Here is a 14,770-nt window from a genome sequence, read left to right as displayed (position 1 = left end):
TAATATTTTGCACTTCTCAGTCTAATCTACCTTTGAACCCCAATACCTTTTTAACCGGAATTCATAGCTTAAACCGGAGGTGGGAGCATGGCCGAGGACATAGAGGAGATTAGGAAGAAAAAGCTCATGGAACTCCAGAAGAGGTACCTTGAAGAGCAGAAGGCTCAGGAGGAGGCAATGAAGCAGGAGATGGAGCTTGAGGCCCAGCTCGACGCTATAATGAGAAGGATTCTAACTCCGGAAGCGAGGGAGAGACTTGGAAGGGTCAAGCTTGTAAAGCCCGAACTCGCGAGACAGGTTGAGCTGGTTCTGGTGCAGCTTTATCAGGCCGGGCAGGTCAGGGAGCCTATCGACGACGAGAAGCTCAAGAGGATACTCGCCCAGATAGACGCCAGGACGAGGAAGGAGTTCCGTATCAAGTGGTAGTGGGTGGATGACCACATGGAAGTCAGGCGCGTCGTAGAGCTCCTCGACGAGAAAGGGGAGGTAAGCCTGGAGAGCTGGAAGGCGGTCTCGGTTAAGAACAATCGCGACGGGACCGTTGACCTCCTCTACCGCAACCTGCACGTGGGGAGCGAGAGCGACCCCGTGTTCCTCTGGATATACGCCAACGTCCTTGAGGATGAGGACGTGAGGGTCCTGGAGAGAATAACCTTCCGAAAGGAGGATTTAGTCTGGCTCCTGCGATACGTCCGGGGTCCGAAGGGGCCCGGAAAGGAAGGTTTATAAAGGCCACCCAGATAGGGCGGGCCGTGGGGGTGTTGGAGTGGATAAGCGAAGGGTATGCCCTGTCTGCGGCTCTACTGAGTTCATCTACGACCCCAGCAGGGGCGAAATTGTCTGTGCAAAATGTGGTTATGTTCTTGAGGAGAACGTTATTGATGAAGGCCCTGAGTGGAGGGCCTTTGACGCGGGACAGAGGGAAAAGAGGGCCCGTGTTGGTGCCCCCGAGAGCATCCTCCTCCACGACAAGGGTCTTTCTACTGATATCGGAATCGACCGTTCCCTCACCGGTCTCATGAGGGAGAAGATGTACCGTCTGAGGAAGTGGCAGTCCCGTCTCAGGGTGAGCGACGCCGCGGAGCGTAACCTCGCCTTTGCCCTCAGCGAGCTTGACAGGCTTGCGAGCAACCTTCACCTTCCCAGACATGTTGAGGAAGAGGCAGCCAGATTATACCGTGAGGCGGTGAAGAAGGGCCTGATAAGGGGTCGCTCAATTGAGAGTGTTATTGCGGCATGCGTCTACGCCGCCTGCAGGCTCCTCAAAATCCCCAGAACGCTCGACGAGATAGCCGATGTCTCCCGCGTCGACAAGAAGGAGATAGGAAGAAGCTTCCGCTTCATAGCGCGGCACCTCAACTTAACCCCCAAGAAGCTCTTCGTTAAGCCCACCGACTACGTGAACAAGTTTGCCGACGAGCTGGGGCTGAGCGAGAAAGTGAGGAGAAAGGCTACGGAGCTTCTTGAGGAGGCGTACAACAGAGGCCTCACGAGTGGAAAGAGCCCGGCCGGCCTCGTTGCGGCGGCGCTCTACATAGCTGGGCTTATGGAAGGAGAAAAGAGAACCCAGCGCGAGGTGGCCGAAGTGGCCCGCGTCACCGAGGTCACGGTCAGGAACCGCTACAAAGAGCTCGTGGACAAGCTCAACCTCAAGGTTCCGATGACCTGAGATTAGCCACTCACCCAAACCAGCTCTCCAGAGTCCTCTGTTTTCCCGCTTTTACCGCCTTTTTGAGCCTTTCCAGTCCGTTCTTTACCCTTTCCTCGCTGAAGTCGTGCTCATCGCAGAGGAACCTTAGAATTCCCTCCTCGTCAGGTTCGCTCCATCTAAGCTCGTAGTCGTCCGTTACGGGCGGGTTGAGGAAAAACTCCTTTATGGCGTAGAGATCGACCTCGCTCTCTTTCTGGTACTTAGCGAGAGGATCTTTGGAACGTTTTACTATTGTCAGGGCCTTCTTCGGCCCGATTCCCTTTATCCCGCCCGGGTTGTAGTCGGTTCCAACCAGAATCGCCAGCTCTATGAGCTTCTCCCTGTCTATGCCCAGCTCTTTGAGCACTTCCTCCAGAACGACCAGCTCTGGCCTGACCTCGACGTAGACGTTCTTTCCAGGGAGCTTCCTCCTTCCCGTTATAGTGAGGTTCCTCACGAGCTTGGGCGCGCCGAAGAGAAGGGAATCGTAGTCTTGGCTGGCGGAGGCGTAGGCCTTCTTTCTAGCCGCCATGTACGCCGCCTGGGCCTCGCCCTCGCTCGGGGCCTGCACAACGGGGATTCCCATGAGCTCCAGCAGTTTCTTGGCGTCTCCGATTAGTCCTTCATTCACCCTTGTTGCCCTCATAGCGTACTTCTTGGCCTCCTCAAGATTCCCTTTTTCAAGGGCCTCGTACCACTTCTCTTCTGCCTCGTTTCTAACCTCCCTCCTGCGCTGAAGTTCCCTCCCCTTAAACTCCGGCGGCTTGCCGTCGAAGACGTAAGTGGGTTTTACGCCTGCCTCCATGAGGTTTATGGTCCTGTAGAAGAAGCCGCTCAGATGGGAGGTTATCCTCCCCTGCGAGTCCATAAGGGGTGTGCCATCACGTTGCCTAATCGTCGAGAGGAACTGGTACATGGCGTTAAAAGCGTCTATCGCAACTTTTTTTCCATAGAGGTTCTCGATTTCTATCTCCTTCCGCGGTACGAGCTCACCTATCTGTACTCCCATTGTCCACCACCTAAAGAAAATGTGGCGAGGGAATATTTAGCCTTTGCCTCAGCCTACCGGATTGCTCCTCATCGTTCGGGGAGGGGAATGGTCATCATCGGCCTATCCCGTGCTCGACCATGAACTTCTCCTCCTCTGAGATTCTCTTTCTCTCTTGGACGTATATCCAGCCGAGGACGAATATTAAGACGGACATGCCCAGTAGGGTCTGCCAGCCCAGTGCATTGTAGTCTGCGGTTATAACCAATTTCCGAACTATTGCTACGACACCGAGCTCGGCCACGCGGCGCATACTTACGTGGTGCTCCTTTATGTAGAGGGAGAGCAGCTCAAAGAGCTCAAGGAGGATTATGACGAGGAGGAACTGGTGAAGCGCTTCCTCCACCTCGAGGCCGTGGAACATCATGGCGGCGAGGTCGTAGAGCATGTACGCGACGTAGGCCATTGTAATGAGCGCGAGTACTATTACAACAAGGTCAAACGCGAAAGACATCCACTTCAGGGCCACGGTCTGGAGGGGAGTCAGTTCTTTTTTGGGCCTCTCGATTATTCCCATTAGACCACCCTAATTTATACTCCCCTTTGGTTTAAATCATTTTTTGCCTTTAACGGCTGTCGATTCTGTCATCGTCAAAATGAGAAGGGAAAGGTTTTAACCGCTTTTACAGATGTAAACCCGTAAATGTCATCTGAGGTGATAAAGATGGTTGACCAGAACATAGTTGCCCTGTTTAGACCGAAGAGCATCGCCGTCATCGGCGCTTCAGAAAAACCGGGCAAGATAGGCTACGCTGTTATGAAGAACCTCGTGGAGTACGGCTACGAGGGGAAAATCTACGCCGTCAACGTTAAGGGCGTTGAGATCGAGATAAACGGGCGGAAGTTCAAGTCTTACAAGAGCATTCTCGATGTTCCGGACGAGGTTGACATGGCCGTCATCGTCGTCCCTGCCAAGTTCGTTCCGGGGGTCGTTGAAGACTGCGGAAAGAAGGGCGTCAAGGTTCTCCCAATAATCACTTCGGGCTTCGGTGAACTCGGCCCGGAGGGCAAGAAGGTTGAAGAGCAGCTCGTCGAGACCGCCCACAAGTACGGCATGAGAATCCTCGGCCCGAACATCTTCGGCGTCGTCTACACTCCGGACAAGCTCAACGCCACCTTCGGCCCGACCGACGTCATGCCGGGCAAGCTCGCTCTCATCAGCCAGAGCGGAGCCCTCGGTATAGCCCTCATGGGATGGACCATCCTTGAGAAGGTCGGCCTCTCAGCCGTCGTCAGCATAGGGAACAAGAGCGACATCGACGACGCAGACTTGCTTGAGTACTTCGAGGAGGACGAGAACACCGGTGCAATTCTCATCTACATGGAGGGCGTCAAGGACGGAAGGAAGTTCATGGAGACGGCAAAGAAGGTCAGCAAGGAGAAGCCGATCATCATCATAAAGGCCGGAAGGAGCGAGCGCGGTGCCAAGGCCGCCGCTTCTCACACCGGCTCACTCGCAGGAGCTGACAAGATATACGAGGCAGCGTTCAAGCAGAGCGGCGTCCTCCGCGCTTTAACCATCGGTGAGGCCTTCGACTGGGCGAGAACTCTCAGCAACCTCCCGGAGCCCCAAGGTGAGAACTTCGTTATCCTCACCAACGGCGGTGGGATAGGAGTCATGGCAACCGACGCCGCCGAGGAAGTCGGGCTGGATCTCTACGACAACCTCAACGTCCTTAAGGTCTTCTCCAACTACATGCCGCCCTTCGGAAGCTACAAGAACCCTGTTGACCTTACTGGTATGGCCGGTGCCGAGAGCTACGAGGGAGCGGTCAGGGAAGCTTTGAGCAACCCGAACATCCACAGCGTTGCCGTTCTCTACTGCCAGACCGCTGTCCTCGACCCGAGGGATCTCGCCAAGATAGTCATCCGCGAGTACAACGAGAGCGGAAGGAAGAAGCCGCTCGTCGTCGCTATTGTCGGCGGCATTGAAAGCAAGGAAGCCATTGATATGCTCAACGAGGAAGGGATCCCGGCCTATCCAGAGCCGGAGAGGGCCGTTAAGTCCCTCGCTGCCCTCTACAAGTGGAGCAACTGGAAGAAGAAGCAGAAGAAGGAGTGAGTCTCCTTTTCTCTTTTCTGGATGTTTTGCCCAAAGGTTTTTATTTTCGTCTGGCGTAATGTTTGTGATGCACTATGAATGTGAGGATGGTTTACATCCTTGGGTTTCTGTTATTATTCTTGGGTTCAGTCCTAACGGCGACGTACAGTCCAGCAAGCTGTGGCGGCCTTGCCTGCATGCTTCCCTCGTCGATAGTCTTTGACGCGAACTTGAACAGCACTCCGGAGCTTGCCTCCTCAGGAGGGGGTTTTGTTTTCACCTCCGATTACTCCCTGGACATCTCAAAGTTTGCCGTTGTTCTAAACTCCTCCACTGGGGCTTCCTTTAACATCAAAAACGGCACGCTGGTTATCGAAACCGGTTCACTGAGGAACCTGACCATCATTTACCACAACGGAACCCTTGAAATCCGGGGGGAGGAAAGGGAAAAGAAATCTGCGAATCTCCAGCGGCTTGTCTTCAGGAAGGGCCTTGAAGTAAATTCTCTGACGGTTTACGGTGATCCACGAGAGTATCTCGACTTTGAATATTGCTCCGAGCACTTCGATGAGCTCAAGAAGGAGTGCGAGGGGAGTGGTTCTCCCGATTACCAGCTCTACTCCGGGTTTGTCCTGATGGTTTCTGGCCTCACGCTCTTTGGCCTCGGCCTGTTGAGAGGAAGTTCCTGAAGTGATTTAAGGCCTTCCTCCTATTTATCCTTGGGTGGTCCCATGCTCATAGCCCTAATAAGCGATATCCACTCCAACCTGGAGGCCCTCCAAGCAGTCTGGAGAGAGGTGAAAAACGCCGACGTGGTACTCTGCATGGGAGACCTGGTCGGCTACGGTGCCTCCCCAAATGAGGTCGTTGAGTTCGTGAGGGATCAGATGAAGAAACGGGAGTTTCTCTGCGTCCGCGGCAACCACGACAACGCGGTAGCCTTCGGTGCAGAGTGGGGTTTCAACCCATATGCACGGGAAGCCGTCAGATGGCACCAGATGGTCATGAGCATTGAGAACCTTGAGTTCCTGAGGCGGCTCCCGATTAGGCAACTCTTCACTGACGACACCGGGAGGAGCTACCTCCTCATTCACGGCTCCCCAAGGGCCCCGCTGGATGAATACCTCTTTCCCTGGCTCCCGGAGAGTGAGTTCAAAGCCGTTCTGAGCTACGTATGGCAGGACGACCTCCTGGTCGGCCACACCCACATTCCGATGCTCAAGCTGGTAAGAGAACGGCGCATCATCAATCCCGGCGGCGTGGGCCAGCCGAGGGACGGGGACTGGAGGGCGGCCTACGCTTTCATAGACACGGAGAAAGAGCCACCAAACAACGTGAAGTTCCACAGGGTAGAATACGATGTGGAAGAAGCGGCGGAGAAGATAGTCGAGGCGGGACTTCCCCGCTTCCTGGCCCAGAGGCTGTTCGAGGGATACTGAAGTATTAGACGTGTCAGTGGTGCCTTATACCGCGGAGCTTTGACTTGACCGCCAGCTTGTTGGAGTCGATAATAATTACCTCGCCTATGCTCCTGACGGCACTTACCGGTATCAGAAGAAGCCCTTCGTGGTCGGTTACGAACTCGCTCGTGTCAAGGTCTTCGTCAGGTTCAGCCACTATAACTAAGAGATCTCCGGTTTCTTCATCGAAGCTGAGGTCGTAGACCCACCCGAGCCTCACACCGGTGTCGGTAATAAGTTCAACGTCCCTGAGCTTTGATGCAAGAATCTTCACCATGTCTTCCACCCCTTAGTTTTATCACATGTGGAGTTTCCCCACTGTCTCTAAGCGGCATCGTATAAAACTTTTTCCTCTATCTCCCAATGCAACTGGTAACCCTTAAATAGAAGACGGTCAAAAAATGCTACGGTGAAAGCATGGAAAGAGAGGGGCTGGCCTTTGACGATAAAACTTTGAGTACCGGGTTCCCCAAACTGGATGAGATACTAGGAGGGGGACTCCTACCGGACAGCAATGTTCTCGTGGTTTACAGTACCTATTCAATGGGGTGGCTCCTCCCATTTGCCGTTCTTAGGGAGCGGATCAAGTTGGGGGATTTCGGCGTCATAATGAACACGGTGTTTCCCTTCTCTGCCCTTAACATCGAGTTAAAACCCATAGGACTTGACATCATTATTGAGGGTGGAAACAGGAATCTCGCCATTATAGACATCTTCGCTTCCATTCATGGGGTAGATTATGGGGAGGACTTTGTCCTCGTGGATAAGAGTATTGACGCCCAGACCTTCGTCCCCAAGTATATCTCCCTCTACTCCAAAGATTCTGAAGGAGAAAATTGGGGAGAGACGGCCGCTGGGACTGGACGTAACACTGGATGGCCTAGCTCTGGTGCTGGGGGAGGAAAAAACCGTACGTCTCTACCAGCACTTTATGGCCCTCAAGGAAAAGGCCAGGGTGGAAGAGAAGAGGAAGCGGCCGGTTAACTTCTTCCTGCTCAACAGGGATAGGGTTTCTGAGAAGTTCACCTCATGGATATCCCTTTACAGCCAGTACGTCCTTGAGTTCCACTCGGAGTCCGGAAAGTCCTCAGAGACCATGTTCGTGAGGAAGTCCCCTCTTGGAGACTTCGAACCTCTGGAGGGAAGGCACACCTTCCGCATGAGGAAAGGGGAGATTGAAATAAGGTGAATCCTCACGCCTCCTCAAGGCCTATCCCGCGCTCCCGGAGAAAAGCTGCGGTCCTTTCAACTTCCTTCTCCCTCTCCGCAAAGATTATCAAGCCTATGTATTTCCCAAAGCCCTTTGGAGAGGAATGGATTCTGACATTAAATCTCTCCAAAGCTTCCTGAAGGATCGGGGCCAGTTTGCTCTCGTCGGTTATCTCGGCTAAAAACTTCCTCTGGACGAACTTTCTCCTTCCGAGCCTCGGAAGAACCTCGTTTTCGAGCATTGCCCTCATCTCCCTTGGCATTCCTGGAAGGACGAATACCTTAACACCCTCATGCTCGATGAAGGCCCCTGGTGCAGCCCCCTCAGTGTTCTCCAAAGGCTCCGCTCCCTCTGGGAGGTAGGCCATCTTCTTCCGCCCCTCGTTGAGGTTCGGGTCGTCTATGTAACCCTCGCGGTGGAGCCTCTCGTAGAAGGCCTTGAGTTTCTCAAGGCACCCCTCGCACAGGATTAACTTTCTGTTAAGGGCTTCCGCAACTGCTAACATTGTAACGTCGTCATGAGTTGGCCCAAGGCCACCGCTGATGACGAGAACCTCAGGCTTCCTTGCGAGTATCTCTCTAACAGCGGTCTTTATCTCCTCGACGTCGTCCCCAACGGTGGTTATCCTCCTCACCCAGTAACCCCTTTCGGTTAGCCTCGAGGCAATGAAAGCTGAGTTGCTGTCGACGGTGTGTCCAGTTAAAATCTCATCGCCAATGGTCAAAATCTCGGCGAACATCTCCATCACCTCAACCTCGTCCCAAAGCCGTTCCCCATAATAGCTCCGGCCAGCCTTCCGGGGACTCTCCCGTTTACGAACCAGACTTCAGTGTAGTTGGCCATCTCATAGGCCTTCTTCAGCTTGTTGCATATTCCCCCGGTAACATCCGTCCCAGCGGCGGTGCAGTGAAGTCTCTCCAGAAGTGCGGGAACTTCATCGCGGGTGAGCTCATGGATAAGAGTTCCTTCGCCGGGTTCTCCGTCGTAGATGCCATCCACGTCCATGAGAAATATCGCCTTCTTCGGCCTCAGCATCTTGGTAAGGTAGGCCATTATCTGGTCGCCGGACAGGATGTCTATCCCCTGGGCAACATCAACTGAGACGTCCCCAAAGAGGACTGGTATGAACTCCAAATCCAAAAGCCTTCTTAGAATTTCCATGTCGGCGTAGACCACCTCCCCTTTCTCGGTTACGAAGACGGAGGAAGTTGAGACTGAAAACGCGGGCAGATCTTGGGAGAGAAACATGTCGATAAAAGCCGCGTTGGCCCGGAGCATTGACTGGTGGGTGAAAGAGAAGCCAATCTTTTTCCTTCCATCCCTCTCTGCGTTTCCGGATAACCCCTCTCGGATTGCATATTGACCGGCATGGCGATGTCCAAAGCTGCCTCCACCGTGAACCAAGATGAATTCCTCGCCAGGATAGAACTCCGCCATCTCCCTCACTATCCTCCCCACGGTTGGGGAGTCGAAGTTCTCCGGTTCCCCCCTCTTGTCGCTGAAGACGCTCCCACCTATCTTTATGAGTATCACTCTTCCACCTCCTCAATCCTAATGCCCTCACGGCTTATCCTCGTTATCATCGGGGTCCCTCCAGCTATTGTTATGGCCGTTGCCACCTCGCTCTGCTTCCCCGGCGCGAGGGCGTACATGCAGCCTCCGCCGCCGGCGCCAGTGATCTTTGCTCCCAGGGCCCCCGCTACCCTCGCGGCGTAGACCAGCTCGCTGAGCTTCTTGGTCGATACGCCAAGAGCATCCAGGAGTCCGTGGTTTATGTTCATGAGCTTTCCGAGGGTCTGGAACTTCAGCTCCCTGTCGAGGTCGGAGGTGATGACCTCCTTGGCCTTCTCAACGAGCCTGCCCATCGAGTTGAGGACGGGTTCGAAGATTCCCGGCATCTCCTCGTAGTTTTTCCTGACCATCGCAACAAGCTCCTTGGTGGAACCGCTCGAACCGGTGTAGCCGACTACGATTGGAAGCTCCATGAATGGAAGGTGCTCGAACTTCCCCTTCTGGTAATGGATGAATCCTCCTATCGCTGAAACGGTAGGATCAATGCCGCTCGACGCGCCTTGGACGAGGAGCTCAACTCTATGGCCGAGTTTCCCAACCTCCTCGTTGCTCAGTTCTAGGCCGAGGAGTCTTGAGACTGCCCCTATTGTTGCCACCGCAACCGCCGCGGAGCTTCCAAGACCCGCACCAACGGGAATCTGCGAGGTTATCGAGACCGTTATTCCCCTCCCGTTTGTGTCGGCTTCTTCCTTCACGAGCTCTATCGCCTGCCTGACGTAGCCGAGAACCTCTGCGGCCTTTCCGTAGTCGCTCTCGAAGTAGATGCTGTCCTCTGAGAAGGAGACGATAAGCCCTGGAGTTTTTATGTCGTGGGCCTCTATCTTTATCGCGCCGGTGTTGTTGAACTCGGCGCTGACGTAGGTTCTAAGGTCTATAGCGGCCGCTATCGCCGGTTTTCCATAAACGACACTGTGCTCTCCAAAGAGGATAATTTTAGCCGGTGCTGAAGCGAGAACGCTCTTGGCATCCATTCTTGACATCCCCATTATGGTGATACAAACGAGCTTATCAGTCTTTCTCAAATATCGTTGGTGAATCCGGCGGTAGTTTCCATGAAGTACATTTATACTATTATTCCGTTTAAGGATCATTTGTGTGATTACAATTTTTTATTGTACTTTTATGGCTAATGTTTAAATATGGGTATTATCTAATTGCAAATTGCAGGGATGAAAACTTGGGAGGCATGGGGCGATGTCGATAGGTGTTAAGGATTTGCAGGGAATTGCCCAAAAGGCAAAGCACATGAGCGTTGAGGATGTTCTCAAGTATCTCAACGTTGACCCGAAGACCGGTCTCAGTAGCGAGGAGGTAAAGCGCCGCCTTAAAGAGGTCGGACCCAACGAGATACCCGAGAAAAAGGTAAGCCCATTGAGAAAGTTTCTATCCTACTTCTGGGGGCCCATTCCGTGGATGATAGAGGTCGCGGCCATTCTCTCCGCGATAGTGCATCACTGGGAGGATTTCTGGATAATTCTCAGTCTCCTCATAATCAACGGGGTAGTGGGGTTCTGGCAGGAGCACAAAGCCGAAAACATAATGGAGTATCTCAAACAGAAGCTTGCCCTGGAGGTCAGGGTTTTCAGGGACGGTCAGTGGAAAACCATACCGGCAAAAGAGCTCGTCCCCGGCGATATCGTAAGGCTCCGCATGGGAGATATAATCCCCGCAGATGTTAAACTGATAGAGGGGGACTTTCTGACAGTGGACGAGTCTGCTCTCACGGGGGAAAGCGTTCCGGTTACAAAGAAGGTCGGTAGTGTCATATACAGCGGTTCGATAGTCAAACGCGGGGAGATGACTGGCGTTGTAATAGCGACCGGTTTGAGCACATACTTCGGAAGAACCGTGCAGCTCGTTCAGACCGCAAAAACAACGACCGAATACCAGAAGCTCGTCATTAACATAGGCAACTACCTAATCGTACTCAGCATTATAATGATAAGCATAATGTTCATTGTGGAACTCCACCGCGGGAAACCGTTCCTCGATCTCCTGCGGTTCGCTTTAGTTCTAACAGTGGCGGCCATTCCAGCGGCATTACCCGCGGTCATGAGTATAACCATGGCAATAGGTGCGTATGAACTGGCCAAGAGGCAGGCCATAGTGACCAAGCTTGTTGCTATAGAGGAGCTGGCCTCTGTGGACACCCTCTGTGCCGACAAAACTGGGACTTTGACCAAGAACCAACTCACCGTGGAAAACCCCATCGCTTGGAGCGGGTTCTCCGTTGATGATATGCTGTTCTATGCGGCACTCGCCAGCAAAGAGGAAAACAAGGATCCGATTGACCTGGCTATCCTTAGGACTATTAAAAACAAAGAGAAATTGGGAACCTGTAAACAGATTAAATTCGTACCCTTCGATCCCGTCATAAAGCACACGGAGGCCGTGGTTGAGTGCGGCGGAAAGCAATTTAAGACGGCCAAGGGTGCACCTCAGGTCATACTCCAGATGGTAAACGCTGATGAGAAGCTCACCTCAGAGGTCATGGGGAAAGTTGAAGAACTCGCCAGCAAGGGATACAGAACACTCGGGGTGGCCGTTGACTCGGGGGATGGCTGGAAGTTCGTCGGACTGATACCTCTCTTTGACCCGCCACGCGACGACTCCGCGAGCACTGTCAAGTTCCTCAAGAGGAACGGGATACGCGTTAAGATGATCACCGGTGACCACATAGCAATAGCCAAGCAGATAGCCAGGATACTGGGAATAGGAACCAAAATACACACGGCGGATGAACTTGAAAAGACCAAAGGACACGAGTTGATCCGGCTGTGTGAAGAGGCTGATGGATTCGCTCAGGTTTATCCGGAGCACAAGTTCAAGATAGTCAAATCGCTCCAAGAAGCTGGCCACAAAGTCGCAATGACGGGTGATGGGGTTAATGACGCTCCTGCTCTGAAACAGGCCAACGTTGGCATAGCTGTCTCAGGTGCAACCGACGCAGCGAGGGCCGCTGCCGACATAGCGCTACTGGCACCAGGTATTAGTACCATCAAAAACGCAATAGTGGAAGCCAGGAAAATATTCCAGAGGATGCATAGCTATGTGCTTTACCGCATCACAGAGACCATAAGGGTTCTCTTCTTCATAACGCTGAGCATACTTGCATACAACTTCTACCCAATAACCGCAGTCATGATAATATTCCTGGCATTACTCAACGACCTCCCAATAATCACGATAGCCTACGACAACGTCAAGATAAACCGCTGGCCAGAGAAGTGGAACCTTAGGGAAGTTCTAACCGTATCGACCATCATAGGAACCATGGGTGTCATAGAAACATTCCTCCTGCTCGTTATAATGATCGATTACTTCCACATATCCCCCACCACTGCGAGTGGATTGGCACTGCTCCAGAGCATCATATTCCTTAAACTGGCAGTTGCCGGGCACCTGACGATATTCGTCACCAGGACCAGGGGGCCGTTCTGGAGCATAATGCCGGGCAAGTGGCTCTTCTGGAGCGCAGTTGGAACTAAGCTCCTAGCCACGCTGATGGTGGCCTACGGATGGGGAGTTACCGCAGCAGGTTGGAAGTATGTGGGTTTCGTGTGGCTTTACTGCCTGATCTGGTTCCTGATAGAAGACGTGACCAAGAGGGCCGCCTACCGGTTCTTCAGCTGGGAAGTCAAGCACCAGCACCACAAGGCGGCCTTCTGAACAATTTTTTTATCTTTAACTTTAAAACAAAACAAACTGAAAGTTACTCATCTCCTGAAGACTATGCTCGCGTACCCGACAACCGCGTCGGTGCTCCTACTCACCTCAAAGCTCGTCGTGTAGTGGAGAAGCTCGGCCTCAACCGCCCCAGCAAGGCGGGAGTAGACTATCGCCGTTCCAACTCCACCTGGCCCGCACATGGTGTGGTTCATCTCCCTTATCTCCTTGAACATTCCCTTAACGTCGAAGTCGAGGATTCTCCTGATTATTCTAAAGTCCCACTCCTTTATCCTGTGGGGGAGCTCTTCCGCGTGAACCCTGAAGGGAACGTAGCCGTAGACCGGGCCGTAGTGCATGAAGTCCGTGCTCGCTATGACCACGATGTCCCTGCCGAGCTCTCTGCTCGCCTCGAAGATCGCCTTCCCGAGGTCCTCAGTAACGTCTTCATCCTGCATTCCAAGGACTATTGGCACGATTTTGACTTCCTTCCCGGCCTTCTCGGCGAGGTACTGTATGAACGGAACCTGGACCTCGATGGAGTGCTCGTACTTGTGGGCGAACTCGTCTAAATCGGCTATGCCGGAAATTTTGGCTACCTCTTTCGCCAGCTCGCCGTCGACATCTATCTCTCCCAGCGGCGTTATCCACTTACCCGGTGGGTGAATCGCTATGGGCGAACCGAGCCCGGTGTGGTTTGGCCCGAGGATCACGAAGGTCTCCGGAAGACCGTCCTCAAAGATGGCTTTGTACGTCCTGCTCGCTGTATAACCGGAGAATACGTAGCCCGCGTGCGGAGCAACGCCCGCGGTTATTTTCCTCTCGCCCCCTTCTTTCCCAATGCCTTTGAAGAACTCCTCCATCATCCCTACGAGCTCCTCGTCAGCGGGATAGAAGCTTCCCGCGACCGCGGGGTACCTCATGACCATTCCCATCACCTCCACCAAAGGTTATCCTCAAAGTTTAAATACCTTCGGTTATTTTAAGGCCCGAGCCCGTCAGCGGGAGCAGGACTCTTGAACCTCTGGGGATTTCTCCAGATTCCACGAGCTTCCACATGCCAGCCAAAACGACCGCGGAAGTCGGCTCCACCAGGAAGCCCGCCCTCTTCAGCCAGTTAAGGGCCCCGAGGGTTTCGCTTTCACTCACACTCACGCAGAGGCCGTTGCTCTCATCAATGGCCCTCAGCATGTCGTCCCTCCTTGGGGGCTCGGGAATGGCTATACCATCGGCGAGCTGGTTTTTGGTGGGTGATCGCTTGCAGAGGCTCTCGTAGCCTTCGGCCTGAACAGCCACGAGCCGCGGGAGTTTGGTCATTTCACCCATTTCCATCAGCTCTTTGAAGCCCTTCCACAGGCCGAGGAAGAGGGTTCCGGAACCAGTGGGGGCAAAGGCGTAGTCTGGAACCCCAGCCTGCTCATAGACCTCGTAGGCTATCGTTTTGGTGCCCTCGATGAAGTACGGGTTGAGCCAGTGGGTCACGTAGGTTATCCCTTCCCGCTCCGAGAACTCGACGGCCTTTTCGTGGACTTCCATCCTGTCACCATCAACGAAGTGTACAACCGCGCCGAGCCTCCGGAGGAGGGAGAGCTTTCCGGGCATTGTATCGTAGGAGACGAATGTGTGAATCCTTATCCCTGCGGGAAGAGAGTAAAGGGCGAAGCTCAGTGCCGCGTTTCCGGAGCTGTCGAGGACGACCTCCCCCACGCCCTCCTCCATCAACTTGGCGACCGTTACCCACGTTCCCCTGTCCTTGAAGGAGCCGCTGGGCTGGAGGTAGTCGAGCTTGAAGAGCGCGGTTACCGGGTCGACTTGAAGCTCAACGGTTGGGGTTATCGCCGGCACGGGCGGCGGGAGGAGAGTTCCCCCTACCGGAAGGAAGTTGAGGTACCTCCTCGCGTCGAGATGCTGGCCGAGGTTTCCAAAGAAGTCGAAGTATTCCCGCTCGACGAACAGGGTTCCACCACAGTCGCAGGTGAGCCTGAACGTTTCCGGGTAGGTTTTTCCGCATCGGGTGCACTTCAGCATTGTCCCCACTCCGTCCAAACACTTTTTAGCTCAAACACTAAAAGTGATGCATAAG

The 14,770-nt window shown here is 53.7% G+C and carries 17 protein-coding genes; 9 read left to right on the top strand and 8 right to left on the bottom strand.

Annotation, left to right across the window (positions count from 1 at the left end; translation table 11 throughout):
- Positions 1 to 87 precede the first annotated feature (87 nt).
- From E3E29_RS04850 to E3E29_RS04840, 3 genes are read left to right on the top strand one after another with little or no spacing between them, the layout of a single operon-like run.
- Positions 88 to 426, top strand: a complete 339-nt coding sequence (locus E3E29_RS04850) for a DNA-binding protein (protein ID WP_167909687.1) — start codon at positions 88 to 90, stop codon at positions 424 to 426.
- A gap of 15 nt (positions 427 to 441) precedes the next feature.
- A complete protein-coding gene (locus tag E3E29_RS04845) occupies positions 442 to 729 on the top strand; it encodes a hypothetical protein (RefSeq protein WP_167909926.1) in 288 nt (95 codons plus the stop codon).
- 37 nt (positions 730 to 766) lie between these two features.
- Complete coding sequence (locus E3E29_RS04840) at positions 767 to 1,669, top strand: transcription initiation factor IIB (protein ID WP_167909686.1); 903 nt, start codon at positions 767 to 769, stop codon at positions 1,667 to 1,669.
- Positions 1,670 to 1,679: 10 nt separating this feature from the next.
- Here the strand turns inward: E3E29_RS04840 and fen are convergent, their stop codons facing one another.
- Both fen and E3E29_RS04830 read right to left on the bottom strand, forming a co-directional pair.
- Positions 1,680 to 2,699 carry a flap endonuclease-1 gene (gene fen, locus E3E29_RS04835; RefSeq protein ID WP_167909685.1) on the bottom strand — a complete coding sequence of 340 codons (1,020 nt, stop codon included), beginning with the start codon at positions 2,697 to 2,699 and terminating at the stop codon, positions 1,680 to 1,682.
- A gap of 94 nt (positions 2,700 to 2,793) precedes the next feature.
- A complete protein-coding gene (locus E3E29_RS04830) occupies positions 2,794 to 3,255 on the bottom strand; it encodes a phosphate-starvation-inducible PsiE family protein (protein ID WP_167909684.1) in 462 nt (153 codons plus the stop codon).
- Between the two features lie 147 nt (positions 3,256 to 3,402).
- Here E3E29_RS04830 and acs point away from each other — a divergent pair, with 147 nt between their 5' ends.
- From acs to E3E29_RS04815, 3 genes are all read left to right on the top strand, one after another.
- Complete coding sequence (gene acs / locus E3E29_RS04825) at positions 3,403 to 4,800, top strand: acetate--CoA ligase alpha subunit (RefSeq protein WP_167909683.1); 1,398 nt, start codon at positions 3,403 to 3,405, stop codon at positions 4,798 to 4,800.
- Positions 4,801 to 4,874: 74 nt separating this feature from the next.
- Positions 4,875 to 5,468 (top strand): hypothetical protein, encoded by a 594-nt coding sequence (locus E3E29_RS04820; protein WP_167909682.1) that lies wholly within the window; start codon positions 4,875 to 4,877, stop codon positions 5,466 to 5,468.
- A 42-nt stretch (positions 5,469 to 5,510) separates the two neighbouring features.
- A complete protein-coding gene (locus E3E29_RS04815) occupies positions 5,511 to 6,218 on the top strand; it encodes a metallophosphoesterase (protein ID WP_167909681.1) in 708 nt (235 codons plus the stop codon).
- A 13-nt stretch (positions 6,219 to 6,231) separates the two neighbouring features.
- On the opposite strand, the gene E3E29_RS04810 is transcribed toward E3E29_RS04815, so the two are convergent.
- The gene (locus tag E3E29_RS04810) at positions 6,232 to 6,516 is read right to left on the bottom strand and encodes a PRC-barrel domain-containing protein (RefSeq protein WP_167909680.1); all 285 of its coding nucleotides are present in this window, start codon (positions 6,514 to 6,516) and stop codon (positions 6,232 to 6,234) included.
- Positions 6,517 to 6,656: 140 nt separating this feature from the next.
- Here E3E29_RS04810 and E3E29_RS04805 point away from each other — a divergent pair, with 140 nt between their 5' ends.
- Entirely contained in the window at positions 6,657 to 7,223 is a 567-nt protein-coding gene (locus E3E29_RS04805) for a hypothetical protein (protein ID WP_342764666.1), read from the top strand.
- The gene (locus E3E29_RS12035) at positions 7,195 to 7,428 is read left to right on the top strand and encodes a hypothetical protein (protein ID WP_342764665.1); all 234 of its coding nucleotides are present in this window, start codon (positions 7,195 to 7,197) and stop codon (positions 7,426 to 7,428) included. The genes E3E29_RS04805 and E3E29_RS12035 overlap by 29 nt, the downstream gene beginning before the upstream one ends.
- A 4-nt stretch (positions 7,429 to 7,432) precedes the next feature.
- On the opposite strand, the gene E3E29_RS04800 is transcribed toward E3E29_RS12035, so the two are convergent.
- Genes E3E29_RS04800 through E3E29_RS04790 form a run of 3 tightly spaced genes read right to left on the bottom strand, consistent with a single transcriptional unit; the run spans position 7,433 to position 9,992 of the window.
- Entirely contained in the window at positions 7,433 to 8,188 is a 756-nt protein-coding gene (locus E3E29_RS04800) for a molybdopterin-binding protein (RefSeq protein ID WP_167909925.1), read from the bottom strand.
- A 5-nt stretch (positions 8,189 to 8,193) separates the two neighbouring features.
- Complete coding sequence (locus tag E3E29_RS04795) at positions 8,194 to 8,982, bottom strand: isopentenyl phosphate kinase (RefSeq protein ID WP_167909679.1); 789 nt, start codon at positions 8,980 to 8,982, stop codon at positions 8,194 to 8,196.
- On the bottom strand, positions 8,979 to 9,992 hold the full coding sequence (locus tag E3E29_RS04790) for a mevalonate kinase (RefSeq protein ID WP_167909924.1): 1,014 nt from the start codon (positions 9,990 to 9,992) through the stop codon (positions 8,979 to 8,981). The genes E3E29_RS04795 and E3E29_RS04790 overlap by 4 nt, the downstream gene beginning before the upstream one ends.
- Positions 9,993 to 10,215: 223 nt before the next feature.
- On the opposite strand from E3E29_RS04790, the gene E3E29_RS04785 reads away from it, so the two are divergent.
- A complete protein-coding gene (locus E3E29_RS04785) occupies positions 10,216 to 12,690 on the top strand; it encodes a plasma-membrane proton-efflux P-type ATPase (RefSeq protein WP_206205760.1) in 2,475 nt (824 codons plus the stop codon).
- Between the two features lie 47 nt (positions 12,691 to 12,737).
- Here E3E29_RS04785 and E3E29_RS04780 read toward each other — a convergent pair whose 3' ends face one another.
- On the bottom strand, positions 12,738 to 13,616 hold the full coding sequence (locus tag E3E29_RS04780) for an MEMO1 family protein (RefSeq protein WP_167909922.1): 879 nt from the start codon (positions 13,614 to 13,616) through the stop codon (positions 12,738 to 12,740).
- A gap of 34 nt (positions 13,617 to 13,650) precedes the next feature.
- The gene (locus tag E3E29_RS04775) at positions 13,651 to 14,715 is read right to left on the bottom strand and encodes a pyridoxal-phosphate dependent enzyme (protein ID WP_167909678.1); all 1,065 of its coding nucleotides are present in this window, start codon (positions 14,713 to 14,715) and stop codon (positions 13,651 to 13,653) included.
- Positions 14,716 to 14,770 lie beyond the last annotated feature (55 nt).

The sequence above is a fragment of the Thermococcus sp. Bubb.Bath genome, from assembly GCF_012027595.1.
Lineage (GTDB): Archaea > Methanobacteriota_B > Thermococci > Thermococcales > Thermococcaceae > Thermococcus.
Note: the sequence above shows the minus strand (reverse complement) of the source record. Positions and strands in the feature narration are given on the sequence as shown.

Bases quoted from the DNA above. Each gene is read 5' to 3' on its own strand.
- E3E29_RS04850 (WP_167909687.1), top strand. From the start codon at position 88: ATGGCCGAGGACATAGAGGAGATTAGGAAGAAAAAGCTCATGGAACTC.
- E3E29_RS04845 (WP_167909926.1), top strand. From the start codon at position 442: ATGGAAGTCAGGCGCGTCGTAGAGCTCCTCGACGAGAAAGGGGAGGTA.
- fen (WP_167909685.1), bottom strand. From the start codon at position 2,699: ATGGGAGTACAGATAGGTGAGCTCGTACCGCGGAAGGAGATAGAAATC.
- E3E29_RS04830 (WP_167909684.1), bottom strand. From the start codon at position 3,255: ATGGGAATAATCGAGAGGCCCAAAAAAGAACTGACTCCCCTCCAGACC.
- acs (WP_167909683.1), top strand. From the start codon at position 3,403: ATGGTTGACCAGAACATAGTTGCCCTGTTTAGACCGAAGAGCATCGCC.
- E3E29_RS04820 (WP_167909682.1), top strand. From the start codon at position 4,875: ATGAATGTGAGGATGGTTTACATCCTTGGGTTTCTGTTATTATTCTTG.
- E3E29_RS04815 (WP_167909681.1), top strand. From the start codon at position 5,511: ATGCTCATAGCCCTAATAAGCGATATCCACTCCAACCTGGAGGCCCTC.
- E3E29_RS04810 (WP_167909680.1), bottom strand. From the start codon at position 6,516: ATGGTGAAGATTCTTGCATCAAAGCTCAGGGACGTTGAACTTATTACC.
- E3E29_RS04805 (WP_342764666.1), top strand. From the start codon at position 6,657: ATGGAAAGAGAGGGGCTGGCCTTTGACGATAAAACTTTGAGTACCGGG.
- E3E29_RS04800 (WP_167909925.1), bottom strand. From the start codon at position 8,188: ATGTTCGCCGAGATTTTGACCATTGGCGATGAGATTTTAACTGGACAC.
- E3E29_RS04790 (WP_167909924.1), bottom strand. From the start codon at position 9,992: ATGGATGCCAAGAGCGTTCTCGCTTCAGCACCGGCTAAAATTATCCTC.
- E3E29_RS04785 (WP_206205760.1), top strand. From the start codon at position 10,216: ATGTCGATAGGTGTTAAGGATTTGCAGGGAATTGCCCAAAAGGCAAAG.
- E3E29_RS04780 (WP_167909922.1), bottom strand. From the start codon at position 13,616: ATGGTCATGAGGTACCCCGCGGTCGCGGGAAGCTTCTATCCCGCTGAC.
- E3E29_RS04775 (WP_167909678.1), bottom strand. From the start codon at position 14,715: ATGCTGAAGTGCACCCGATGCGGAAAAACCTACCCGGAAACGTTCAGG.